This is a genomic window from Nocardioides sp. URHA0020, from assembly GCF_000620705.1.
Classification (GTDB): Bacteria; Actinomycetota; Actinomycetes; order Propionibacteriales; family Nocardioidaceae; genus Nocardioides.
In genome coordinates this window covers 437,074-460,885 of record NZ_KK211166.1, presented here as the reverse complement: position 1 = coordinate 460,885, position 23,812 = coordinate 437,074, and the positions used below count along the sequence as shown (strand labels likewise).

Here is a 23,812-nt window from a genome sequence, read left to right as displayed (position 1 = left end):
TCCTCACATGGTCAGGTCGAGGCCGGTGTGGCCCTGACGTGTCGTCGTGGTCGGTCGCGACGCGAACGCCGCGCTGGGAGTGCCATCCGTGGCGGTGCTGCTTCCTGGGTGATGGGGCCGGGACTGCTCCCGGTCCGGTGCCGACTCGCCGCCAGGGCGTCCGGCTCCCGACCAGGCGCCGGCCAGGTCGGTCGAGACATCGGTGCGCGTCGTCGCCGGCGCGCTCGTGGCGCCGGCGGGCGCCAGGGGACCGGTCGGGAGGTCACGGATCAGGATCCGCGAGTCGGCCCGGCCGACCGACTCGAGGAGGCGCCGCAGCTCGGGCGCCCCGTCGGTGAGCGCGCGGCGGGCGTCGGACCCGGCGGCGAGGCTGACCTCGAGCTCGCCACGGCGCTGGGTGAGCACGACCCGGACCTCGCCGAGCGACTCGGGGTTCAGCTTGACGGTCACCCGGCTGGTGCCGGCGTTGCTGGTCGCGCGGACCACCTCGGGGAAGACCTGGTCCGCGACCCGGTGCAGGTCGGGGGACGCGGTGGGAGCCGGGGACGTCAGGGTCGCGGTCGGGGCGACGGCACCGATCACCGAGGCCGCTCCGGACACTCCGGACGTCGGGGTCGGTACGGCGGAGGTGGGCGCGTCCGTCCGCGGGACCGACGGTGCGCCGGCGGGCTGGTCGGCGGGGGCGGCGGGGTCGGCGACGTCGGCGGGGGCTGCGGTGGGTCCGGTCGGGTCGGTCGGGGTCACGGTGAGGACCGGTGCCGGGGAGCCGGGGCCCGGGTCGGGATCGCCCGACCCTGCCGTGCCGCCGTCGGTCGCTGCACCGGCGGTGCCGGCCGTCGCGCCGGCGACGGGGGTGGTCGCGGTGGCGTCGACGGTCGTGCTCGACGTCGTACCCTCGCCGGCGCCCGGTCCGGCCGCGGTCGCCTGGACCACGAGCTGCGGCAGCACGAGAGCGATCGGCAGCTGGGACACGTCGGGGGTGGCCTCGGTGGGCTCGGTGACCGATGCGGCATCGTCCGACGCCGCCGGCACCGATGCCGGGTCCGGGGTCGTGAGCGAGACGGCCGTGGCTGCCGGTCCGGCAGCCGGGCCGGCAGCGGGGTCGGCAGCGGGGTCGGCGGTCTCCTCGGTGGCCGCCGGGTCCGCGGGGGTGCTGCCGGGGGCGACCTGGCCGGAGCCCTGCAGGAGGCCGGTCACGAGGGCGAGGAACATGTCACCGCTGCCCGGGGTCGCGCCCCGGCCGGAGCTGTTCGCACCACCGAGGGACGGATCTGCGGTGATCGCGGCGCCGAGGCCGCTCAGGAGCGTGGTGGGGTTCATGCTGCCTCCAGCGTCGACATGATGGAGCGGACGTAGTTCTGGGTCTCGGCGTACGGCGGGACGCCGTGGTACCGGAGCACCGCACCCGGGCCGGCGTTGTACGCCGCGAGTGCGAGCTTGGTGCTGCCGAAGCGGTCGAGCAGGCTGCTGAGCAGCCGGGCGGCACCGTCGACGGACTGGGCCGGGTCGAAGGTGTCCGAGACGCCCAGGCTCTTGGCCGTGGACGGCATCAGCTGCATCAGGCCCTGAGCGCCGGCAGGGCTCGTGGCGTGCGGGTTGTAGCCCGACTCCTGCTTGGCGACGGCCGCGAGCAGGTCGGCGCTGACGCCGTACTTCGAGGCGGCGCTGTCGAAGAGGGAGGCGTACGGCGTGCCGGCGGCCGCTCGTGCGCTGTCGACCGAGCCCACCGCCGACGTCGAGCCGGCATCCGGCACGATCCGGCGGATCGCGGTCGGCGTCTCGTAGACCGAGGAGACCTGCACGTCCTTGCCGGGGCGCGGTGCCTCGATCATCTGGTTGTCGCCGATGTAGATGGCGACGTGGTGGACCGGGGAGCCGAAGGCGAGGATGTCGCCGGGCTGGGCCTCGGCCAGGCTTGCGACGGGACGACCCGCCTTCGCCTGCTGGTAGGAGACGCGGGGCAGGTCGTAGCCCAGCTCGGAGTAGACCTTCTGCACGAGCCCCGAGCAGTCCAGACCCTTGGCCGGGTCGGTGCCACCCCACACGTACGGGACGCCCAGGTACTTCCGGGCGCCCTTGACCACGGCGTCGCCCTGAGCGGTGCCGGTGGCGGGGGTCTCGGTCGGCGCTGCGGTGGTCGCGTCGTCCAGGGCGGTGGAGAACGCCGTGGCGCTGGTGCTCTTGCTGGTGGTCGGTGGGCGCAGCAGCGCGAGCTGCGACTGGATCTGGGTGATCCGGCTGGTGACCTCGGCGACGCTCATCAGGCACCCCCGCCCGCGACCGCGACGAGGGAGCCGCGGCGCCACAGGTCCTGCGCGACCTCGTCGAGGTCGCGGGTCTCCCGGCGCTGGCGCTCGGCGCGGGCGGCGGCCACCCGGCGCTCGACGAGCGACTCGACGGCGGCCAGCCGGTTCTGGTCCGAGATCCAGCGCTCCCGCGCGGCGGCGGTCAGCTGACGAGCCGTCTCGAGGGTGGCACGGGTGTCGGCCAGCGCCTCGCGGATCATGTCGATGGTGTGCTGGCGGCCCCGGAACGCGGCCAGGTCGGAGACGGCCGGCATCGGGAGGGTCGCGAGCAGCTGCTCGAGGTCGGCGAGCTTGGCCACCGCCTGGCGCTCCTCCTGGAGGGCGGCGGCGAGCCCGATGCGGCTGTCCCGCTCGCGCACGCTGCGCAGGCGGACCAGTCCGCCGAGGTTGCCCTGCTTGCGTCTCATGTGGTCACCAGCTGGTTCAGGGCGGCCCAGGTCTCGGCCGCGGGGGTCACGTCCTCCATGTCTTGGCGCAGGAAGGACTCGATCGCCGGCATCAGGGCCAGCGCGAGATCGGCGTCGGGGTCGGTGCCGTGGACGTAGGCGCCGATCTCGACCAGCTCCTTGACGTTGCGGTGCGCGGCCAGCAGCCGGCGCAGTCGCTGCGCGTCCTGCTTGCCGGTCGGGGACACGATCGCGGAGACCCGGGAGATGGACTCGAGCACGTCGATGCTCGGGAAGTGCCCGGACGTCGCGAGCTCACGGGTCAGGACGATGTGGCCGTCGAGGATGGACCGGGCCGAGTCGCCGATCGGGTCCTGCATGTCGTCGCCCTCCACCAGCACGGTGTAGAGCCCGGTGATGCTGCCGTCGGGCGAGGTGCCCGCCCGCTCGAGGAGCTGGGGGAGCATCGCGAAGACGCTCGGCGGGAAGCCCCGGGTGGCAGGCGGCTCGCCGGCCGACAGGCCGATCTCTCGCTGCGCGAGGGCGACCCGCGTGAGGCTGTCCATCATCAGCACGACGTGCCGGCCCGCGTCGCGGAACCACTCGGCGATCCGGGTGGCCACGAAGGCCGCCCGCAGCCGCACGACCGGCGGCTCGTCGGAGGTCGCGACGATGACGATCGAGCGGGCCAGACCCTCGGGTCCGAGGTCGTTCTCGAGGAACTCGCGGACCTCGCGGCCACGCTCACCGATCAGGGCGATCACCGAGATCTCGGCGTCGGTGCCCCGGGCGATCATGGACAGCAAGCTCGACTTGCCGACGCCCGAGCCGGCCATGATGCCGAGGCGCTGGCCACGACCGCAGGGGGTCAGTGCGTCCATGGCGCGTACGCCGAGGCTCAGCTGCTGGTCGATGCGCGGACGCAGGAGGGCGTTGGGGGTGCCGTTGTTGACGACGACCTGGGGCAGGTGCCCGAGCGACGGTCCGTCGTCGATGGGTCGGCCGAGGCCGTCGAGGACCCGGCCCCGCAGCTCGTCGCCGACGGCGATGCGCAGGCCGAGTCCGCTGGCCTCGACGTGGTCGCCGACGCGCAGACCGGTGGTCTCGGCGAGTGGGAGGCAGGTCAGCACGCCGTGCTCGCTGGCGACGACCTCGACCGGCACGGGGCCGGCGGAGCCGCGGACCTCGAGCAGGTCGCCCAGGGCGGCGGAGACCCCGACGACGGTGACCCGCAGACCCAGCAGGCCGGCGACCCGTCCCAGGCGCTGCGGTACGGCGGCCGCGCGCAGCGCCGTCCGGTGCTCGGACGTCAGCGTGCTCATGTCAGCGCCTCGCGCAGGCGGTCGACGGCGAGCGCGAGCCGCAGGTCGATCGCCGTCGTGCTGGTCTCGACGACCGCGTCGTGCAGGTCGAGCGAGACGTCGGGGATCAGCGCGACACCGTGCTCGGCGAGCTCCGCGACCGCGGCCGAGGTCATCGTCGTGGGGTGCAGGCGCACACTCGTGGTCGGGTCCTTGGGGAGCACCGCGAGCACCCGGCCGACGACACCGGGGCCGGGGTCGGAGGCGGCGGCCAGCTCGTGGCCGAGCAGCGTGTGGACGACCTCGAACGCGAGCTCGGTGGCCTGCTCGGCGATCTGGGTCGCGACGTCGTTGGCGGAGTCGGCCACGGCCGCGGCAGCCGCGCGCAGCCCGGCGATCGCCGCGGCGTGCTCGCGGGCACGCCGCTGCTCGGCCTGCTCGGCCCGCTCGGCGGTGACGGCCGAGGCCTCGGCTCCGCGCCGCAGGGCGGCGCGCTGGCCCTCGGCCCAGCCGACGGCGTACCCCTGCGCCTGCGCGGCGGTCACGGTGCGCTCGGCGAGACGGCCGAGGACCGCCTCGGTGGCGCCGTCGCCCAGGACCCGCTCGCCGCCCAGCCGCGTCCAGACACCTCGACGCAGGTCGGGGCGCTCGGCGGTCTGCCAGGCAGCGGCGACGTCCGGGTGCGCGAGTGCCTCAGACAACGAGCTCCTCCTCGCTTCCGCTGCGGTGGACCATGATCTGGCCCTGCTCCTCGAGCTGACGGATCTTGCGGATGACGCTCTGCTGCGCCTCCTCGACCTGGGTCAGGCGGACGGCGCCCAGCAGCTCGACCTCCTCGATGAGGTTCTCGGCCGCTCGGCTGGACAGGTTCGACGTGATCTTGCCGCGCACCGACTCGCTGACGCCCTTGAGCGCCAGGGCCAGCTCGGCCTCGTTGACCTCGCGCAGCACCAGCTGCACCGACCGGTCGTCGAGGTGGACGATGTCCTCGAACATGAACATCCGGCTGCGGACCTCGTCGGCGAGCTCGGCGTCCAGGGACTCGAGCCCCTCGACGATCTGACGCTCGGTGATGCGGTCGGACCGGTTGATGATGTTGACGAGCGGGTCCACCCCGCCGACCCGGGACAGCTCGGAGGGCTGCAGGACCGAGGAGAGCTTGCGCTCGAGGTTGGCCTCGACGGCGCGGATGATCTCCGGCGTCGTGCGGTCCATCACCGCGATGCGGTGGGCGGTCTCGGCCTGCAGGTGCGGCGGCAGGCCGGCCATCACCATCGACGCCTTGTCCGGGGTCATGTGCGCCAACACGAGGGCGATCACCTGCGGGTGCTCGTCCGCGATGAAGGTGCGGACCTGGCTGGGGTCGGCGCGGTGCAGGAACTGGAACGGCATCTTCACCGCGGCCGCCTGCAGGCGGTCCATGATCTCGCCGGCGCGGTCCGAGCCGAGCGACTGCTCGAGCATGGTGCGGGCGAAGGCCAGTCCACCGTGCGCGATGTTCGCGTGGGCGGTCGCCATCTCGGAGAACTCCATGAGGACGGCGCCGCTCTCGGCGGCGTCGACGACGTCGAGCTGCGCGATCTCGGCGGAGATCGCCTCGACCTCGTTCTCGGAGAGGTGGCTGAGCACCTCACCCGCCTTCTCACGGCCGAGCTGGATCAGGATGATGGCGGCCTTGCGGACGCCGAGGGACGCGAGGTTCATCGTCATCAGGAACGCTCCACCAGCCAGCCGCGGAGCAGCGTGGCAATCTCGTCGGGCTGGCGCTCGGCCAGGGCGTTGATCTCACGGCGGAGCTCGTCGTTGGCGGCCTGCTCGGCAGACTCCAGGGCGGCGAGGGCCGGTGCGGGCTCGAGGGCGGCGGTCGCGGCGGTCCGCGCTGCGGCCTCGGCGCGCAGCTGCTCGACGAGGATGTCGGTGCGAGCGTCCTTGTCGCGCTTGCGGCGGCGGGCCCGGATCCAGGCCAGCAGGATCATCCCGATGATCGCGGCGGCGATGCCGCCGTTGCGGATCATCGACCACCGACGGGCGTCGGCCTTGGCCTTGTTGGCCGCGGCCAGCTCGGCGGCCGCGGCGGTGTCCGCCGAGCGGTCGAACGCCATCGTCGAGACCTCGACGGTGTCACCGCGCTTGGGGTCGATGCCCACGGTCGCCGCGATGAGCTGCTTGATGGCGACCGGGTCGACACCGGGGTTGGCCGACGGGTCGACGACCACGCCGACGTGCAGGGAGCTGACGCTCCCAGGAGCGGCCTCGCGGTGCTCCTTGGTGGTCTCGACCGCGTTGTCCTTGGTCGCCGACTCCTTGGAGTACTTCGACGCGGCGTTGCCGGTAGCGGCGGCGGCGCCCGTGGAGTCCATCTGCCCGTCGGGGCCGACGACACCGGTGCTGCCACCTCCGGCGCCCGCACCGTTGTAGGTCTCCTTGCTCGTCGACTCCGAGAGCGCCGGCGCCTTCTTCTTGGTGTTGTACGTCGTCGACTCCTGGATCGCCTTGTCGAAGTCGAGGTCGGCGGAGACCTGGACGGTCGAGTTGCCGGCGCCCAGGACCCGGTCGAGCATCGTCTGGATCTGCTGGGTCTTGCGGGACTGGAAGTCGGTGACGGCCTGGGCCTGCGGACCGGCGCCCACGCCGCCCGCACCGGTCTGGTCGGAGAGGACCTTGCCGGTCGAGTCGGCGACGGTGACGTTGCCCGGGTCGAGACCGTCGATGCTCGAGGCGACCAGGTTGACGATCGCCTGCACCTTCTCGGGAGCGACGGCGGTGCCGGCGGAGGTGTCGATCAGCACGGACGCGGTGGTCGGGTCCTGCTCGTCGGAGAACACCTTCTTCTCGGGGATCGCGAGGTGCACCACGGCGGTGTTGACGCCGTCGATCGCCTCGATGGTCTTGCCGAGCTCGCCCTCCATGGCGCGCTTGAAGTCGGTCTGCTCCTGGAAGTCGGACGTCGAGATGTCCTGACCGTCGAGGAGCGAGTAGCCCTGGTCGCCGCTGTCGGCGGGCAGACCCTGGCCGGAGAGCTCGATGCGGGTGGAGTAGACGCTGTCGCGCGGCACCATGATCGTGCTGCCGCCGTCGCTGAGCTCGTAGGGCACGCCCTGGGCGTCGAGCTCGTCGACGACCGCCGAGGCGTCCTTCGACGCGAGGTTGCTGTAGAGCGGCGCGTAGTTGGGCGTCGACACCCAGCGGAACACCATGAACGCGGCGAGCAGCAGGGCCGCGGTGCCGACGACGGCCACCAGGCGCTGGCCCATGGTGAAGGACATGAAGGTCGACCGCAGGCGCGAGAGCGTGCGGGTGAGGTTCTGCTTCATCCGATCGGCATCCGCATGATCTCGTTGAACGCCTCGAGCGCGCGGTTGCGCACGGCGACGGTCAGCTGGGAGGTCACGGAGGCCTCGGTGGCGGCCACGGTGTAGTCGTGGATGTCGTTGAGGTCACCGGTGGCGGCCTGGACGGCGAGCTTGTCGGACTTGTCCTGGACCGCCTCGATGCGGTCCAGGCCGTCGACCAGCAGGTCGCCGAACGCCGAGCTCGTGCCGGACGCACCCTTGGTGCCCGCGGTGGCGGTGACGGAGTCGGCCGGCAGCTGCGGGGCGACGTACGGCTGGAAGCCGATGGACTCGATCCCGGAGACACTCATCGCTGGCCGATCGAGAGCGCGCTGCGGTAGTTCTCCTGCGCGTCCTTGGTGATCTGGACCGAGGCCTGGAAGCCACGCTGGGCCATGACCAGCTGGGTCATCTGGGTGCCGAGGTCGTCCTCGGGGGCGCGGACGTAGCCGTCGGCGTCCGCCATCGGGTTGCTCGGGTCGGAGACCAGGCGGCCCGTGGGGTCGCTGAGCGCCATGCCCGTGACCTCGACGCCGCCGCCGGCCGAGGCCTTGACGATCGGGATCTGTGCCTGGAACGCGGCCTGGCTGGTGGGGCCGACCGTGTTGACGTTGGCGATGTTGTTGGCCAGCGCGTCGAGCCACGTCTGGTGCATCCCCATCGACGAGCCCGCGATGCGCAGGGCGTCGAACGCGCCCATCAGGCAGCCACCGTCTTGAGGAGCTCGAAGCGGTCGCTCGTGGCGCGCGTGAGCATCTGGTACTGGAACTGCGACTGGACCGCGGCGAGCGTCTCCTTGCGGAGGTCGACGTTGTTGTCGTTGGCGCCGACCGGGGTGTCGGTGGCAGTCAGCGTCGGCGCGATCGAGCCGTCGGTGTCACCCGAGGCGATCGCCGCACGCAGGTTGTCTTCGAAGTCGACACTGCTCGCGCGGTAGTGCGGGGTGTCGACGTTCGCGATGTTGTCAGCGATGACACGCTGACGGAGGGCGATCCCGTCGAGGGCGGATCCGAGGATCGCGCCGACAGGATCGGACAGGTGGAACGACACGCCATGCCTCCGAGGAAGATGAGGTTTGTGCCGTTCCGTCGGCGGGGGTGGAGCGTCCGTGCTCGCGAGAGTGATCGGCGGTTTGCCGTCGGTCTTGAGGAGATCGGGAGGGAAAAGGTCCCTGAGTTCCTCGGAGCGTCTGCCTCAGGCAGTGACGTCGAGGAACACAGCCGTCCCGGCGACGCGGGTGGCCCGGTCGACGCGGGTGGCGAAGTCGTGCTGGCGCCCGATCGTGCCCAGCATCGTGGTCAGCTCGACGCGCACGCGCTGCTGACGCTCGCGCAGGGCCAGGGCCCGCTCGCGCAGGTCGGCGGGGATCGGTCCCTCGAGCAGCGGCTCGTCCCACGCCTCGGGCGCCGGGCGGCTCGGGTCCTCGAGCCGACGCTCGGCGAGGATCACCTCGAGCTCGAGCCGGTCGAGCGCGGTGGCCCAGTGCAGGTGGTGCCGGTCGCCGTACATCCCTGCTCAGGCAGTCTTCGCCAGCAGCGAGCCCGCGGCGTCGGTCCAGGTGTCGCGCAGGACGGTGACGACGTGGAGGCAGAACTCGGCGACCTTGAGGTCCTTGGCCATGTTGGCCTTGACCAGCTCGTGGTGGAGGTAGTCGTAGAGGGAGGCCAGACCGGCTCCGCCGTCCCACGACTTCACGTCCAGGCTGGCGTTGAGCTCGAGGACGATCTCCTGCGCGTGCAGCAGCGGCTCGTGGGCCTGGCTGGGCTCACCTCGACGCAGGGCGTCGGTCGCACGCTGGACGTCGAGGACCAGCCGCCCGTACAGCATGACGAGCAGCTGCGAGGGGGTGGCGGTCGAGACGGAGGCGGCGAGATAGGTGTCGCGCGGGTTGTGGATCGTCATCGGTCTTCCTTCCATGGTCACGATGAGGGGCGGACGAGCGGCGCTGCGAGATCAGGAGTACGTCGGCAGGCTGGCGATCTGGCTCGACAGCCAGGAGCTCTGGCTCTGGAGCGACGACAGGGCGGTCTCGAGCGCGGTGTACTGCCGCTCGAGCGACTCGCGGCGAAGCGCCAGCCGGTCGTCCCAGTCGGTGATGCCCTTGCCCAGGGTGGTGATCGAGCTGGTGTGGCCGTTGATCGCCGAGGTGATCGTGCCGGTCGTCGAGTTGGACGCCGCCTTGGTCACGCGGGCGACGCGGGCGGCCCAGCCATCGGCTGCCGGGGTGGCGCCGGCGGTGAACTTCGCGGCCACGGCCGCCGGGTCGGCGGCGTACGCCGTCTTGAACGTGTCCGCGTTGAAGACGAGCTTGCCGTACCGGTCGGTCTGGATGCCCAGGGCCGACATCGAGCCGGTGCCGCCGAAGACGGTCTCGAGCAGCTGGTTGCGCAGCGTCCGGGCGGTCGGGTCGCCGACCAGGACCCCCGCCGCAGCGGTGTCGGACTTGGTGGCTGTCTGGGAGTCGATGGTCGTCAGGAGCTGGTTGACCTGGTCGACGAGGTCGCTCACCGAGGACGAGACGCTGCTCGGGTCCTGGGCGACCTTGACCGAGACGGCGGAGCCGATGGTGGCCGAGGCGGCGAGCGTCAGGGTGACGCCCGGAGTGATGTCGGCGAAGGTGTTGGTCGAGGAGGTCGCGGTGATGCCGACGCCGAGGCTGATCTGTGCGTCCTCGCCGGCCCGGACGGTCGATCCGCCGAGCAGCGCGGTGCCGTCACCCTTGGTCAGGGTGAAGGACGTCTTGGCGCCGGTGGCGGTCGACTCGGTGAGCAGGCGGTAGCTGCCGTCCGCGACCTTGACCGTGGTCGCGGAGACGCCGGTCTCGGTGGACTTGGCGTTGATCGCCGCCGCCACCTCCTTGAGCGTGCCGCCGCCGGTGCTGATGGCGTGCACCGTGCCGTCGTTCGTCGTCAGCTTGATCGAGGAGCCGGCCACCACGTCGGTGAGGGCAGCCGTGTCGGTGAGAGCGACCTGGTGGGTCTTGGCCAGCCGGTCGACGGTGACGGAGAAGGACGAGGCGCTCGCCGACGAGGTCGCCGCGGCGGTGACGCCGGTGCCGGTCACCGTGGCCTTCAGCGTCTGCCAGGTCGCGGGCTTGCCCAGTGCCTCGGCCTTGCTGGCGAGGACGGAGGTGTTGGTGTTCAGCGCGCGGAGCGCGGTCTGGACGGACTTCTCGGAGTTCTGCTGGGTCTGGAGGCGCGTCTGCGACACCGCCTCCAGCTGCATGAGCTGGTCGACGATGTCGGCGGTGTTGAGACCGCTGGACAGGCCGCTGATGCTGCTGGCGCCGGCCACGAGAACCTCCTGGAAAGAGAATGGGGGGCCACGAGGACCCGTGCTCCGGGAGGGCGGGTTGCGCCCTCCCGGAGTAGTGGATTCGTCGGCGGGCCAGTCGACGACCGACCCGCCAACGAGATCAGCGGAGCAGGGACAGGACGCCCTGGGGCGCCTGGTTGGCCTGCGCCAGCATGGCCGTACCGGCCTGCGACAGGATCTGGCTGCGGGTGAAGTTCATCATCTCCGAGGCCATGTCGGTGTCGCGGATGCGGCTCTCCGACGCGGACAGGTTCTCCACCGCGACGTTGAGGTTGTTGACCGTGTGCTCGAACCGGTTCTGCAGCGCACCGAGGTTGGCGCGGGTGGTCGAGACGGTCTTGATCGCGGCGTCGATCTTGTCGATCGCACCCGAAGCACCCGAGAGGGCGCTGAAGGTGACGTCGGCCGAGGCGATGTCCGCCGTGCTGCCGGTGCCGCCGGGGACGGAGCCGGTGAAGACGACGTCGGTGGTGCCGACCGCGGCCGTGATCTTGCCCGTGCCGAAGGTCTTGTCCAGCGCCGAGGTGATGACAGCGGCGTTCGCCGTGTCGTCCCAGCCCTTGGTGGTGTCGGCCTTCTTGAGGGTGCCCAGGTCGAGCGTCTTGCCACCAGAGGTGAGCGAGCCGTCGAGGACACCGGTGGTGTCGCTGAAGTCGCCCGAGTTGGCAGCGGTGACGGTGATGACAGCCGCCGTCGACGCGTCCGGCTCGGTGGTGCGGGCGCCGGTGGCGCCGTTGGCTGCGATCTTCGTGACGTCGACACCGGCGACACCGAGGCCGCCAGCGTCCATGCCCTTGCCGGCGGAGCCGATGGCGACGCTGATGGTCTGACCGGAGTCAGCGCCGACCTGGAAGGTGCCGTTGTAGGAACCGTCCAGCAGGCTGGTGCCGTTGAACTTGGTGGTGCTGGCGATCCGGTCCAGCTCGCTGTTGAGCTGGGTCAGCTCGGACTGGATGTTGCCCTTGGCGTCGTCGTTCAGACCACCGTCGTTGGCGGCCTGGACCGACAGGTCGCGCATGCGCTGCAGGATGGAGTGGGTCTCCGTGAGTGCACCTTCAGCGGTCTGCACGACCGAAACGCCGTCCTGCGTGTTGCGGACGGCAACCTTGAGGCCGCCGACCTGCGAACGCAGGCCCTCGGAGATGGCCAGACCGGCAGCGTCGTCCGCCGCACGGTTGATGCGGTAGCCGCTGGACAGCTTCTCGAGGGACTTGCTCATCTGACCCTGCGTGACCGACAGGTTGCGGTACGAGTTGAGGGCGTCGATGTTCTGGTTGATACGGAGACTCATGATGATTCCCTTCCTGGATTCGAGTCAAAGGGAGCCCGTCCGTGGGCTCCTGCGACGGTTGAATCGGCCGGGCGCCAGAACGCCTGAGGGGATCGGCGCAGAAATCTCGGAAACTTCTGCGGCGATCCCCTCAGGCGTGGGTGGGCTACCGGTCGGGCGTCTGCGGTCAGGCGCTGTTCACCTGCACCTGGTCGCGCGCCTGGGTACGCACGCCGCCGCCGGCGTGCCGGGCGGCGACGGCGGCGAAGTAGGCGTCGCGACGCCGGGCCGCGGCACCGCCGGGGCGGGCGGCCTCGGGGACGAGGTCCGGCTCGAGGGCACTGTTGAGGGCGTCGCGCAGGAGCACGAGCGCCTCGGCCCGCAGCTGGGAGACCCGCGACTCCGTCACGCCGAGCGTGGCCGCGATCTCCGCCATCGGTCGCTCCGCGAGGAAGTACTGCTCCACGACGTGGCGCAGCCGCTCGGGGAGCTCGGCGATCGCCTCCGTCATATAGGTGAGGCGCTCACGGTGCTCCAGGACGGCTTCCGGGGTCGGGCTGCTGCTGGCCAGGCTGTCGCCGATCGAGTCGTCCTCCGAGGCGTGCAGCGAGAGGACCTGGGCCCGGGCGACGTCATCCACGTTGGCAGCGATCTCGTCGGTGCTCATCCCGGAGGCCTGGGCGATCTCGGCGGTCGTGGGCGTCCGGCCCAGCAGGGTGGCGAGGTGCGACCGGGTGGAGTCCAGCTCGCGGGCGCGGCGTCGTACGGAGCGCGAGGCCCAGTCGATGCTGCGCAGCTCGTCGAGAATGGCGCCGCGGATGCGCGTGCTGGCGTACCGGTTGAACGGCACGCCGCGGTCGGGGTCGTAGGAGTGGGCTGCCTGCACGAGTGCGGCAAGGCCGGCCGAGCCGAGGTCGTCGCGATCGACGTGCGACGGAACCCTGGCCATCGTCTCGCGGACGATGTGTCCGACCAGGGGTACGTGCACAACGATCAACGCCTCGGAGCCCGGCGGGACGTCGCTGTAATGAGTCACGATCGATATTGTGCATTTCAAAGATTGGCCCGTCCGCATATCTGGCAGAAAACTTGATCTTTTTACCTCCGCGACACTGTGACCCTGATCACAAATGGGTTTAGGCCGGAAATCGCCCGCTCGGCGACGATCTCTGGGCCGCTTTCTCTCAGCATCGCCGTCGAGCGTGCCGATGGGCCCCCTGACGCCACCGCCGAACCGTGCGGCTGGTCTGGACCATCACGACGCATTCTGGGAGTGACGTGGAGAAGCTGACCTGGGTCCTCTGGCGAGAGCGCGAGCTCCTCGAGGCCTTGCTCTACCGCCTCGAGCTGGAGGCCATGGTGATGTCGACGGGTCGTACCCGCTGGCTGACCAACGCCGCGAACGACGTGGATGCGGCCTCGGCCGCGCTGCGTGACATGGAGGTCCTCCGGGCCGTGGCCGCCGACGAGGCGGCCGAGGCGGTCGGGCTCGCCCCCAACGCCTCCCTCGGCCAGCTCATCGACGCCGCCGTCGAGCCGTGGCACTCCATCCTGACCGAGCACCGCGACACCTTCCTCGCGCTCACCGACGAGATCGCCCGGGTCGCACAGACCAACCGCGCGCTCATCGTCGCCGGGCTGCGGGCCACCCAGGACACCTTGCTGGGCATCGACCAGAGCGCCGCGACGTACACAGCCGCCGGCTCCGTCGCCCGCGGCGACGCGCGCAGCGCAGTTCTAGATTGGAGCTTGTGACATGGCCGGGGCGTTCTCCTCGATCAACACCGCCTTGTCGGCGCTGCGCTACCAGCAGTCCGCACTCGACATCGCGAGCACGAACATCGCCAACTCCTCGACGGACGGCTACGTACGCCGCCGCGTCGTCGGCGAGACCGTCGGTGCGGCCACCGCGCCTGCCGTGTGGTCGCGCTCGAACGAGATCGGCAGCGGTGTCCAGTCCTCCGGCGTCCAGCGGATGATCGACCCGCTCCTGGATGCGCGGGTCCGCCGCGAGCACGGTCGCCAGACCTACCTCGACCTCAAGGCCGCCGCCATGGGGCGCGTCGAGACCGGCATCGCCGAGCCCTCCGAGACCGGGGTCGCGAAGGCCGTCGACACCTTCCAGAAGAGCCTCGACGACCTCAACAACGCGCCGAGCAGCGACGCTGCCCGCAGCCAGGTGCTCGCGAACGCCCACGTCGTCGCCGACGCCTTCAACATCCAGGCGCGCAACCTCCAGGACGAGACGGGCGACCAGCGCGCCCGGGTGCTCTCCACCGTCCAGGAGGTCAACGACGTCGCCAAGCAGCTGGCCGACACCAACCTGACGATCTCGACCTCGAGCGGCAACGGCAGCGACACGGCCACGCTCATGGACACCCGCGACCAGCTCGCGCTGCGGCTCTCCGAGCTGACCGGTGCGACCGCGACGGCGCGCCCCGACGGTGGCATGGACATGAAGCTCAACGGCGAGTCGCTCGTCACCGGCCGCAGTGCCTCGACGCTGCAGATCGCGACCGGCATCACGCCGGCCGGCGCCGCCGACGGCAGCCCGGTCACCTTCACCCTGCTCCAGCCGGACGGCGTCACCGCCCCCACGGTGGCCCCGCCGACCGGTGACCTCGCCGCGAGCGTCGACCTGATCGACGTCGTGCTGCCGGGCTACGCCGACGGCCTCAACGCCCTGGTCAAGCAGTTCGCCGACGCGTTCAACGACGCGCACGACGACGGGTACGACGTGAACGGGGGCGCCGGCGGCAAGTTCTTCGACTACACCGACCCCGACCGGGCCGGCACCCTGAAGGTCGTGGTGGGCTCCACCTCCGCGATCGCGGTGTCGGCGGTCGCCAGCACCGTCCCCGGTGTGGGCAACAACGACACCGGCAACGCGGGCAAGCTCGCCGACTCGATCAAGATCCAGGACGGCTACCAGCGCCTGGTCAACGGCTTCGGCAGCGCGGTCGCCTCGATCCAGCGTCTCGCCGACAACCAGGTCGCGATGACCTCGCAGGTCGACGCGGCCCGCGAGCAGCAGACCGGCGTCAGCATCGACGAGGAGACCGTCAACATGGTCATGGCACAGCGCTCCTACGAGGCCGCGGCGCGGGTCATGACGACCGTCGACGAGATGCTCGACACCCTGATCAACCGCACGGGGCTGGTCGGCCGATGACTCTCGTCCGGATGACCCAGAACATGCTGAGCCGCCAGTCCTTCAGCGGCATGCAGACCGCGATGTCGCGGGTGGCCAAGGCGCAGGAGCAGCTGACGACGGGTCGGCTGATCAACCGTCCCTCGGACGACCCGACGGGTGCGACCAGCGCGATGCGGATCCGCTCGTCCCTGGCGGCGCAGAAGCAGTACGTGCGCAACGCGGACGACGCGGTCGGCTGGCTCGACCAGAGCGACTCCACCCTGCAGGAGGCCACCACCCAGATCAGCCGCGCGCGCGACATCGCCCTCCAGGGAGCCAACTCCGGCGCGCTCGGCCAGAAGGCTCTCGACGCCCTCGCCACCGAGGTCGACCAGATCCGGGACGGCCTGATCACGACGGCGAACGCCAAGTACCTCGACCGGCCGATCTTCGGTGGCATCACCTCCGGCGCACAGGCCTACCTGCCCGACGGCACACTGGCGGACCCGGACGCGATCGGCACCGCCTCCGGCGTCGTACGGACGGTCGCCGACGGCGCCCGGATCCGCATCGACGTGGAGGGCCCGGCCGCCTTCGGACCCGAGGGCGACTCGGTCTTCAAGCACCTCGACGACCTGTCGATCGCGCTGAAGGGCGGCGACTCCGTCGCGATCCAGGGCGCCATCGGCAAGCTCAAGGCCGACTCGGACCGGGTGTCCAACGCCCAGGCCGACATCGGCGCGCGCACCGTGCGGGTCGAGAACGCCCGCAGCGTGGCGACCGACGCCACCCTCACCCTCTCGAACGCGCTCTCGAGCGTCGAGAACGTCGACCTGGCCAAGGCCACGGTCGACCTGGGGCTGACCCAGGTGGCCTACCAGGCAGCCCTCGGGGCGACCGCCAAGGCGCTGCAGTCGAGCCTCCTGGACTTCCTGCGATGACGGCGACCCAGGCCCTTGACATGATGGTTGCCCCTGACCGAGCTGACGGAGGCACCGTGGCCGAGACCGACCCGATCGAGATCCCCGTGATCGACATGGTGCTCCCGATGCTGGGCTTCCCCGAGCACCGCGGCTTCGCGCTCGTGCAGCTCGACGGCGCCAGCGACCTGTGCAGCCTCGTCTCGCTCGACGAGGACGGACTGCGCTTCCTGGTCGTCCCGCCCGACGCGTTCTTCCCCGACTATGTCGCGGAGGTGGGCGAGGACGTCATCGCCGCGCTCGGCATCGAGTCGGCCTCGGACGTGCTCGTGTTGGTGGTCCTCAACGCCGGCCGGGGTCTCCACGACACGACCGCGAACCTCGCCGCGCCGGTGCTCTTCAACCCGCTCAACCTGCGGGCGGGCCAGGTCGTGCTCGACGAGCCCGGTCTCTCGGTGGCGGCGCCCCTGCTCGGGTGACCGTCGTGCAGCGATCTGACCACGATCGGGTCGTTGCCGACGCCGCATGAGCTGCGGCGGGTACGGTGTGTCCATGCTGGTTCTGAGTCGCCGGGCGGGCGAGAGCATCGTTCTCGGGGACGACATCACTGTCACGGTGCTCGAGGTCCGTGGTGACGTGGTGCGGATCGGCATCGACGCACCCCGGTCCCTGAAGGTCCACCGCGCCGAGCTGCTCGCGCAGCTCGAGGAGAGCAACCGCAATGCGGCGTCTCCCAGCGACGACCTGGTCGCCCAGCTCTCGCAGGCCCTCGGCCGCGAGCGCGAGTGACCCTCGTCCTGGTCTCGGTCGCCACACCGCTGGGGTAGTCCCTGACGTTTCGGGGGTGATCTGCGCCGGAAGACCCCGCAAGCGTCAGGGACTACCCCGCTGCTGTGCCCCGGGCCACACGTCGATTTGGTTGTCGTCTGCAACGATTCCGGAATATAGTTGCCGACGGCAACCTTATATCGAACGTGAATCGAGCTTCCGTGTCCCAGGCGTCACCCGTCCCCGCCGTACCTGCTGCTCCGGCCGAGCAGGCCGTGCAGATGACCCACCGTCAGATCCTGGAGGCCCTCAGCGGCCTGCTGCTGGCCATGTTCGTCGCGATGCTCTCGAGCACCGTCGTCTCGAACGCCCTGCCCCGCATCGTCAGTGACCTGCACGGCAGCCAGACCGGCTACACCTGGATCGTCGTCGCGACGATGCTCGCGATGACCGCCAGCACGCCGATCTGGGGCAAGCTCGCCGACCTGTTCAGCAAGAAGCTGCTGGTGCAGACCGCCCTGGTGATCTACACCGCTGGGTCGCTGGTCGCGGCGTTCGCGCCGAGCATGGAGGTGCTGATCGGCGCGCGCGTCGTCCAGGGCCTGGGTGTCGGCGGTCTGACGGCGCTGGTCCAGGTCGTCATCGCGACGATGGTGTCGCCGCGCGAGCGCGGACGCTACTCCGGCTACCTCGGCGCGACCTTCGCCCTCGCCACCGTCGGCGGCCCCCTCATCGGCGGCGTCGTCGTGGACTCGGCGCTCGGCTGGCGCGGCTGCTTCTTCATCGGCCTGCCCTTCGCCGTGATCGCCTTCTTCCTGCTGCAGAAGACCCTGCACCTGCCGGTCGTCAAGCGCCCGGTGCACATCGACTACCTGGGCGCCACCCTGATCGTCGCCGGCATCTCGACCCTCCTGATCTGGGTCTCGCTCGCCGGCAACAACTTCGCCTGGGCATCGACGACGACCGCGGTGATGGTCGTCGGGGGCGTGCTGATCCTGGCCGTCGCGGTGTACGTCGAGGCCAAGGTCGCCATCGAGCCGATCATCCCCGTCTACCTCTTCAAGGACCGCACCATCTCGCTCGCCACGACGGCGTCGGTGATGATCGGCGTCGCGATGTTCGGCTCCACGGTCTACCTGAGCCAGTACTTCCAGGTGGCGCGCGGGATGAGCCCGACGCACGCCGGTCTGATGTCGATCGCGATGGTCGGTGGTCTCTCGATCTCCAGCGTCATCAGCGGCCGGATCATCAGCGACAGCGGCCGGTGGAAGCGTTTCCTGGTGGGCGGCATGGTCCTGGTCGTCATCGGCCTGGCGCTGCTCTCGACGATCGACGACACCACCAGCCTGGTCGCCGTCGGCGGCTTCATGGCGATCCTGGGCATCGGCCTGGGCGCGACCATGCAGAACCTCGTGCTGTCGGTGCAGAACAACGTGAAGATGTCCGACATGGGCTCGGCCAGCGCGGTCGTCGCGTTCTTCCGGTCCATGGGTGGCTCCATCGGCATCTCCGCGCTGGGTGCGCTGCTGAGCGCCCAGGTCGCCGACAAGGTCACCAGCGGCCTGGCCGCGATCGGCATCGACGGCTCCGGCACCGAGAGCCACTCCGTCCCGGACCTCGCCACGCTGCCGGCCCCGGTGCGTGAGGTCTTCGAGCACGCCTTCGGTCAGGCCTTCGGCGAGATCTTCCTGGTCGCGGTGCCGTTCGCGCTCGTCGCCCTGGTCTGCGTCCTCTTCATCAAGGAGGTGCCGCTGCGCACCTCCAACATCGAGGAGCAGGCGGAGGCGTCCCCCGAGGTCGCGGCCGAGCTGCACCACGCCGTCCCGAGCAAGTGAGCGCCACAATGAGCGCCATGACGGAGACGAGCACGTCGCGCGCCGACCTGTTGGGCGGCCTCGAGCAGGAGGTCGGGGTGATGATCCGCCGGATCCGGCGGGTCATCGGCGAGCGGGCCCGGGCCGTGCACCCCGAGCTGCAGTCCTCGTCGTACCTGATGCTCACCTGGCTCACCCAGCACGGCGCGCAGCGCTCGTCGGCGATGGTCGAGTCGCTCGGCATCGACAAGGGTGCGATCAGCCGCCAGGTCCAGCACCTGCTGGACCTCGGCCTGGTCGACCGCACCCCGGACCCCGACGACGGCCGGGCGACGCTGATCTCGATCAGCGCCGCCGCGGCCGAGCGGATCACCGAGGTGAAGCACGACCGGCGGCGCTGGCTGGACGAGCGGCTCGGCGACTGGCCCGACCAGGACCTGTCGGAGTTCGTCCGGATGCTCGCCAGCTACAACGCCGCGCTCGACGCCTGACCTCTGGTCCGGGCCACCGGTCGGTGCAGCCCGTCAGCGCAGCCAGACGGCGGTGTCGGCGGGCAGCTTGCCGTCGACGGGGCCGCTTGCCAGGAACACCTCGCCGTCGGGCAGGGCGACCGGGTCGGTGCCGCAGTTGAGGACCACGGTCACCGGGCCCCGCCGGAAGGACAGCACGTCGGAGCCGGCGTCGAGGATCTCGACGTCGTCGCCCGCCGTCGTCGCGAACGTACGGCGCGCCGCGAGCGCTGCCCGGTAGAACGCGAGGGTCGACTCCTGGTCGGCCTCCTCGGCCTCGACCGTGAGGTCGGCCCAGTCGTCGGGCTGCGGGATCCACGGCTGGCCACTGCCCGGTCCGAAGCCGTACGGCGCTGCCGTGCCGCTCCACGGGATCGGCACCCGGCAGCCGTCGCGGCCGCCCTGTCCGGTGCGGATGAAGAGCGGGTCGGTGCGGAACTCGTCGGCGACCTCGACCTCGGGCAGGCCGAGCTCCTCGCCCTGGTAGACGTACGCCGAGCCGGGCAGGGCCAGCATCGTCATGGTGGCCGCCTTGGCGCGGGCCAGGCCGACCGCTCCGCCGCCGTACCGGGTGACGTGGCGGACGACGTCGTGGTTGCTCAGCACCCACGTGGGGGAGCCGTCGACCGGGCGCAGGGCGTCCATCGTGCCGGTGATGACGTCGCTGAACTCGGCCGCCGACCACGAGGCCAGCAGCCACGCGAAGTTGAACGCCTGGCTGAACTCGCCGGGCCGGACGTAGCGCGCCATCGACTCCGGCGTCTGCGTCCAGGCCTCGGCCACGAACATCCGGTCGCCGTCGTACTCGGCCAGCACCTGGTGCCAGCGCCGGTAGACGTCGTGCACCTCGGGCTGGTCCCACATCGGCTCGTCGCGCAGCGTGCGCTCGACCATCGAGGTGTCGGTCTGCGCCCCGCTGTCCGGGGTCTCGCCCTCCTCGACGACCTGGTCGCGGAGGCTCTCCTCCTTGAAGAGGCCGTGGGCCACGTCGACCCGGAACCCGTCCGCGCCCCGGTCGAGCCAGAAGCGCAGCACATCGACGAACATGTCGCCGACCTCGGGGTTGCGCCAGTCGAAGTCGGGCTGGCTGGAGTCGAAGAGGTGGAGGTACCACTGGCCGTCGGGCACCTGGGTCCACGCGAGGCCACCGAAGACGGAGTGCCAGTTGTTCGGCGGTGTCCCCTCGGGGGCGCCCTCGGGGCTGTCGCGGAAGATGTAGCGGGCCCGCTCGGGGCTGCCCGGACCGGCGGCCAGGGCGGCCTGGAACCACACGTGCTCGGTGGAGCTGTGGTTGGGGACCAGGTCGACGATCACCTTGAGCCCCAGCGCGTGCGCCTTGGAGATCATCGCGTCGGCGTCGCCCAGCGTGCCGAAGAGCGGGTCGACGTCGCAGTAGTTCGCGACGTCGTACCCGTGGTCGTGCTGGGGAGAGGTGTAGAACGGCGACAGCCAGATCGCGTCCACGCCGAGGTCGCGCAGGTACGGCAGGCGCGTGGTGATGCCTAGCATGTCGCCGACGCCGTCGCCGCTGGCGTCGGCGAAGCTGCGGGGGTAGATCTGGTAGGTGACGGCGTGCCGCCACCACTCGTGGCCGCTGTCTTTATCGGTCAAGCCCATGGTTTCCATCCTAGGCAGCGCATCGGTCAGGCGAAGGCAGCGGGGTCCACTGCGATCCAGAGGTGCTCCGCGCGCCCGAGCAGGCGACCGCTGGCGTCGTGGAGGGCGGCGGCGGTGAAGGTCTTGCGACCCTCGGTACGGCGTCCCAGCCCCACCACGACGTGCTCGTCGCCGACGCGGGGGAGCGCGTCGACCCGGGCGGTCATCCGGGCGAGCACCATCGTGCGCTCGGCCAGACCGCCGGCCCAGCCACCGGTGCAGTCGAGGGCCGACCAGGTGACGGCGAGCAGGTCGTCGGCGACCGTCTCGTCGGGCGTCCACGTGCCGGCCACCCGCGGTCGCCCGTCCTGGTCGGCCACCGGGCCGGGGAAGATCCGCAGCCCGTCGTCGCGGCCGGTGCCGCACACGAAGCAGGTCGGGAAGGGGTGGGCGGTGAGGCCGGCGTACGACGCCTCGGCGGCTCGCGCCTCGTCGACCGGGACGCTGTCCACCGTCGGTCCGTCGAGGTCGCCGGTCTCGGCGCGGGCGATGGGCCTGCCGTCGACGCTCGCGACAGTCTTGCCGCCGGAGACGTCGACGCCCATCGGGGTGTCCAGCGGCGGTGGGGCCAGCAGCGACACCGAGACGGTCGCCGCGTCGACGCGGGTGCCGAGCGCGCCGGCGGTGTAGCCGCCGTTGCCCGACGACGGGGGGCCGCAGAAGCGGCGGGGCACGAGCAGGTCAGGCACGGGCCCGACGGTACCCGGGTCGCGCGCGGTGGGCCGCCCAGGCGCTGAGCAGCGCGACCACGAGGAGCAGCACGATGTTGTGGCCGTACTTCTGCGCGTCGCCGACGTCGCCGATCGGCGTCGTGAGGAAGGCGAAGCACCCCGCAGCGACGAGCGCGCCGCTCGCGAGGGCGAGCACGTGGCGCTGGCCCCAGTCGCCCCGGCGCGACCACCGCAGGACGAGCGTCACCGCGCCCACGGCGAGCAGCGCCACCAGGGCCGTGCCGATCCGGGTCGGCGGGATCGCGACCCAGCCGATCATCGCCACGAGCGCAGCAGCCCCGACGAGGGCCGGTCGGGGGACCGGGCCCGGCACGATCAGCGCCGGCCGGCGGCCGACGACGTGCGCAGCGACGACGAGCCCGACGGCCGCGACGCCCGAGGCCAGCAGCTGGCCCCAGGTGGCGCTGGCCTCGCCGGTGGCGTGGGCATCCGCGAGCACCAGCGCGCACGCCGCGGCGTACAGGGCGGCGACCACCCACGTCATGACCGGCCCGAGCCAGCGGTCGTGACGGCGCCGGGGTGCCAGCGTCTCGACCAGGGCGATCGGCGAGCCGATGCTCAAGATGACGTGGCCGCCCACGAAGGAGAGCGCGAGGTAGAGGCTCAGCCCGATCGGGGAGAGGTACGTCGGGACCGACATCTCCTCCCAGTACGGGATGTCGCGGTAGCCGGTGCTCCACATCGACTGGTCCACGATGGCCGCCTCCACGACGCCGAACGCTGCCGCGAGCAGCAGGATGCCCGGCCACCCCAGCCCGCGTCGCCGAGCCCGCTCGCGGATCAGCAGCGCGGGAGCGCCGTACAGCGGGGAGAAGACGACGAGGTTGCCGAGGAGCGTGCCCGGGTGGCCGGTGCTGTCGTCGTAGCCCCAGAGGTACTCGGCGCAGACCGGGGCCAGGACGAAGAGCCCGAGAGCCGGGAGCCAGGCGGTGCGCACCCTTGGACGCTAGGGGGGCGCGACGAGCCCCGGAACCGCCCCAGGTCGGCGACGACCCCCGACCTAAGTCAGCGGATCTCCTCCCACCTGTCCAGCGCCTCGCGGCGCTCGGCCGCGTGGTCGACGATCGGCATCGGGTAGCCGACGAGGTCGCGGTCGTCGGCGGAGGGCTCGTGCGGGTCGGCGACGTCGGCGAGCTCGGGGACCCATCGCCGGATGTACGCCGCCTGCGGGTCGAACTTGCGGCTCTGGCCGGTCGGGTTGAAGACCCGGAAGTACGGCGCCGCGTCGGTGCCGCAGCCCGCCGCCCACTGCCACCCGTGCTGGTTGGAGGCGAGGTCGGCGTCGACGAGCCAGGTCATGAAGTGCCGGGCGCCGTGCTGCCACTCCAGGTGCAGGTCCTTGACCAGGAAGCTGGCGACGATCATCCGGACCCGGTTGTGCATCCAGCCGGTCGCGCGCATCTGGCGCAGGCCGGCGTCGACCACCGGGTAGCCGGTGCGGCCCTCCTGCCAGGCGGTCAGCTGGTCACCCGGCTCGTCGTACCGCATCCGGGCGTACTCGGGTCGCAGGTACTCCCGGGCCGTCTCGGGGCGCGCCGCGAGGACGTCGGCGTAGAACTCCCGCCAGGCGAGCTCCTTGCGGTACGTCGCGGCGCCGTCGCTGCGCAGCGATGCCAGGTCGGCCAGCAGCGTGCGCGGGTGGATCTCGCCCCACTTCAGGTGCACCGACATCCGCGACGTGCCCTCGACGCCGGGCCGGTCGCGCTCCGCGCCGTACGCCGCCACCTGGTCGAGGAAGTCGTGCCAGCGCCGGCGGGCGGCGTCCTCGCCGGCCTCCGGGAGCGTCAGCCCGTCGGGCAGCGTCACCTCGGGGATCGCGACGCTCTCGGCCAGCTCGGCCCAGTCCACGCCTCTCGGGGCGTCGATCGGCCCGCGCCAACCGTGCTCGGCCCAGGCCCGGTGGTAGGGCGTGAAGACCTTGTAGGGCTCGCCCGCCCCCGTGGTCACCCGCCCCGGGGTCACGGCGTACGGCGAGCCGGTGCGCACCAGCTCGATCCCGTGCTCGGCGAGCGTCCGCTCGACGGCGGCGTCGCGCTCCCGGCCGTAGGGACCGACGTCCGCGGCGATGTGCACCTGATCGGCGCCGACCTCCTGAGCGGCGGCCAGCACCTGCTGCGCGGGGTCGCCCTGGGCCAGGCTCAGCCGACCGCCGAGGCCGCGCAGGCTCGCGTCGAGGGACCGCAGCGACGCGGCGAGGTAGTGCCGACGGCTCGGCCCGGCCGGCCCCCAGAGGGCTGGGTCCAGGACGAAGAGCGGCACCACCGGCCCGTCGGCGGCCGCCGCGGCCAGGGCTGGATTGTCCGCGAGCCGGAGGTCTCGGCGGAACCACATGATGGATGCCATCGACGCCAGCCTGCCAGGCACTAGGTGG

Annotated in this window: 26 protein-coding genes; 7 read left to right on the top strand and 19 right to left on the bottom strand. The window is 71.5% G+C overall.

Going from position 1 to position 23,812, the window contains the following annotated elements; translation table 11 throughout:
• Positions 1 to 3 precede the first annotated feature (3 nt).
• The 15 genes from N542_RS0106705 to N542_RS23705 all read right to left on the bottom strand — a co-directional run bounded on the left by N542_RS0106705 (position 4) and on the right by N542_RS23705 (position 12,946).
• Complete coding sequence (locus N542_RS0106705) at positions 4 to 1,320, bottom strand: flagellar hook-length control protein FliK (RefSeq protein WP_028643268.1); 1,317 nt, start codon at positions 1,318 to 1,320, stop codon at positions 4 to 6.
• On the bottom strand, positions 1,317 to 2,261 hold the full coding sequence (locus tag N542_RS28260) for a transglycosylase SLT domain-containing protein (RefSeq protein ID WP_036506604.1): 945 nt from the start codon (positions 2,259 to 2,261) through the stop codon (positions 1,317 to 1,319). Before N542_RS28260 ends, N542_RS0106705 begins: the two co-directional genes overlap by 4 nt.
• Positions 2,261 to 2,713: a flagellar export protein FliJ gene (locus N542_RS0106695; RefSeq protein WP_028643266.1), complete on the bottom strand. Its 453-nt coding sequence runs from the start codon at positions 2,711 to 2,713 to the stop codon at positions 2,261 to 2,263. The genes N542_RS28260 and N542_RS0106695 overlap by 1 nt, the downstream gene beginning before the upstream one ends.
• Entirely contained in the window at positions 2,710 to 4,014 is a 1,305-nt protein-coding gene (locus tag N542_RS0106690; RefSeq protein WP_028643265.1) for a FliI/YscN family ATPase, read from the bottom strand. The genes N542_RS0106695 and N542_RS0106690 overlap by 4 nt, the downstream gene beginning before the upstream one ends.
• Complete coding sequence (locus tag N542_RS0106685) at positions 4,011 to 4,694, bottom strand: FliH/SctL family protein (protein WP_028643264.1); 684 nt, start codon at positions 4,692 to 4,694, stop codon at positions 4,011 to 4,013. The genes N542_RS0106690 and N542_RS0106685 overlap by 4 nt, the downstream gene beginning before the upstream one ends.
• A complete protein-coding gene (gene fliG / locus N542_RS0106680; RefSeq protein WP_197025881.1) occupies positions 4,687 to 5,703 on the bottom strand; it encodes a flagellar motor switch protein FliG in 1,017 nt (338 codons plus the stop codon). Before fliG ends, N542_RS0106685 begins: the two co-directional genes overlap by 8 nt.
• Positions 5,703 to 7,307 carry a flagellar basal-body MS-ring/collar protein FliF gene (gene fliF, locus N542_RS0106675; RefSeq protein ID WP_028643262.1) on the bottom strand — a complete coding sequence of 535 codons (1,605 nt, stop codon included), beginning with the start codon at positions 7,305 to 7,307 and terminating at the stop codon, positions 5,703 to 5,705. Before fliF ends, fliG begins: the two co-directional genes overlap by 1 nt.
• The gene (gene fliE / locus N542_RS0106670) at positions 7,304 to 7,636 is read right to left on the bottom strand and encodes a flagellar hook-basal body complex protein FliE (RefSeq protein WP_028643261.1); all 333 of its coding nucleotides are present in this window, start codon (positions 7,634 to 7,636) and stop codon (positions 7,304 to 7,306) included. The genes fliF and fliE overlap by 4 nt, the downstream gene beginning before the upstream one ends.
• Positions 7,633 to 8,025: a flagellar basal body rod protein FlgC gene (locus N542_RS0106665; RefSeq protein WP_028643260.1), complete on the bottom strand. Its 393-nt coding sequence runs from the start codon at positions 8,023 to 8,025 to the stop codon at positions 7,633 to 7,635. Before N542_RS0106665 ends, fliE begins: the two co-directional genes overlap by 4 nt.
• On the bottom strand, positions 8,025 to 8,375 hold the full coding sequence (locus tag N542_RS0106660) for a flagellar basal body rod protein FlgB (protein WP_028643259.1): 351 nt from the start codon (positions 8,373 to 8,375) through the stop codon (positions 8,025 to 8,027). Before N542_RS0106660 ends, N542_RS0106665 begins: the two co-directional genes overlap by 1 nt.
• Positions 8,376 to 8,519: 144 nt before the next feature.
• Complete coding sequence (locus N542_RS23710) at positions 8,520 to 8,834, bottom strand: hypothetical protein (RefSeq protein ID WP_036506599.1); 315 nt, start codon at positions 8,832 to 8,834, stop codon at positions 8,520 to 8,522.
• A 6-nt stretch (positions 8,835 to 8,840) separates the two neighbouring features.
• Positions 8,841 to 9,227, bottom strand: a complete 387-nt coding sequence (fliS, locus tag N542_RS0106650) for a flagellar export chaperone FliS (RefSeq protein ID WP_028643258.1) — start codon at positions 9,225 to 9,227, stop codon at positions 8,841 to 8,843.
• Between the two features lie 51 nt (positions 9,228 to 9,278).
• Positions 9,279 to 10,619, bottom strand: coding sequence for a flagellar filament capping protein FliD (fliD, locus tag N542_RS0106645; RefSeq protein ID WP_028643257.1), 1,341 nt, complete (start codon positions 10,617 to 10,619; stop codon positions 9,279 to 9,281).
• Between the two features lie 121 nt (positions 10,620 to 10,740).
• Entirely contained in the window at positions 10,741 to 11,931 is a 1,191-nt protein-coding gene (locus tag N542_RS28255) for a flagellin N-terminal helical domain-containing protein (RefSeq protein ID WP_028643256.1), read from the bottom strand.
• A gap of 166 nt (positions 11,932 to 12,097) precedes the next feature.
• On the bottom strand, positions 12,098 to 12,946 hold the full coding sequence (locus tag N542_RS23705; RefSeq protein WP_231482473.1) for a sigma-70 family RNA polymerase sigma factor: 849 nt from the start codon (positions 12,944 to 12,946) through the stop codon (positions 12,098 to 12,100).
• Between the two features lie 242 nt (positions 12,947 to 13,188).
• Between N542_RS23705 and N542_RS0106630 the strand changes: the two genes are divergently transcribed.
• The 7 genes from N542_RS0106630 to N542_RS0106600 all read left to right on the top strand — a co-directional run bounded on the left by N542_RS0106630 (position 13,189) and on the right by N542_RS0106600 (position 19,036).
• Positions 13,189 to 13,665: a flagellar protein FlgN gene (locus N542_RS0106630; protein ID WP_028643255.1), complete on the top strand. Its 477-nt coding sequence runs from the start codon at positions 13,189 to 13,191 to the stop codon at positions 13,663 to 13,665.
• 1 nt (position 13,666) lies between these two features.
• On the top strand, positions 13,667 to 15,082 hold the full coding sequence (flgK, locus tag N542_RS0106625; RefSeq protein WP_028643254.1) for a flagellar hook-associated protein FlgK: 1,416 nt from the start codon (positions 13,667 to 13,669) through the stop codon (positions 15,080 to 15,082).
• 11 nt (positions 15,083 to 15,093) lie between these two features.
• Positions 15,094 to 15,984, top strand: coding sequence for a flagellar hook-associated protein FlgL (gene flgL, locus N542_RS0106620; protein WP_051551457.1), 891 nt, complete (start codon positions 15,094 to 15,096; stop codon positions 15,982 to 15,984).
• Between the two features lie 56 nt (positions 15,985 to 16,040).
• Positions 16,041 to 16,442 (top strand): flagellar assembly protein FliW, encoded by a 402-nt coding sequence (gene fliW / locus N542_RS0106615; RefSeq protein ID WP_036506596.1) that lies wholly within the window; start codon positions 16,041 to 16,043, stop codon positions 16,440 to 16,442.
• Positions 16,443 to 16,515: 73 nt separating this feature from the next.
• The gene (gene csrA, locus N542_RS0106610) at positions 16,516 to 16,752 is read left to right on the top strand and encodes a carbon storage regulator CsrA (protein WP_028643251.1); all 237 of its coding nucleotides are present in this window, start codon (positions 16,516 to 16,518) and stop codon (positions 16,750 to 16,752) included.
• Positions 16,753 to 16,952: 200 nt separating this feature from the next.
• Positions 16,953 to 18,566 (top strand): MDR family MFS transporter, encoded by a 1,614-nt coding sequence (locus tag N542_RS0106605; protein WP_028643250.1) that lies wholly within the window; start codon positions 16,953 to 16,955, stop codon positions 18,564 to 18,566.
• Positions 18,567 to 18,583: 17 nt separating this feature from the next.
• Positions 18,584 to 19,036, top strand: a complete 453-nt coding sequence (locus tag N542_RS0106600) for a MarR family winged helix-turn-helix transcriptional regulator (RefSeq protein ID WP_051551456.1) — start codon at positions 18,584 to 18,586, stop codon at positions 19,034 to 19,036.
• A 33-nt stretch (positions 19,037 to 19,069) separates the two neighbouring features.
• On the opposite strand, the gene N542_RS0106595 is transcribed toward N542_RS0106600, so the two are convergent.
• The 4 genes from N542_RS0106595 to N542_RS0106580 form a co-directional block, all read right to left on the bottom strand.
• On the bottom strand, positions 19,070 to 20,671 hold the full coding sequence (locus N542_RS0106595; RefSeq protein ID WP_028643248.1) for a glycoside hydrolase family 13 protein: 1,602 nt from the start codon (positions 20,669 to 20,671) through the stop codon (positions 19,070 to 19,072).
• A 26-nt stretch (positions 20,672 to 20,697) separates the two neighbouring features.
• A complete protein-coding gene (locus N542_RS0106590; RefSeq protein WP_028643247.1) occupies positions 20,698 to 21,399 on the bottom strand; it encodes a hypothetical protein in 702 nt (233 codons plus the stop codon).
• Entirely contained in the window at positions 21,392 to 22,378 is a 987-nt protein-coding gene (locus tag N542_RS0106585) for a hypothetical protein (protein WP_028643246.1), read from the bottom strand. The genes N542_RS0106590 and N542_RS0106585 overlap by 8 nt, the downstream gene beginning before the upstream one ends.
• 68 nt (positions 22,379 to 22,446) lie before the next feature.
• Positions 22,447 to 23,784, bottom strand: a complete 1,338-nt coding sequence (locus N542_RS0106580) for a cryptochrome/photolyase family protein (RefSeq protein WP_028643245.1) — start codon at positions 23,782 to 23,784, stop codon at positions 22,447 to 22,449.
• Positions 23,785 to 23,812 lie beyond the last annotated feature (28 nt).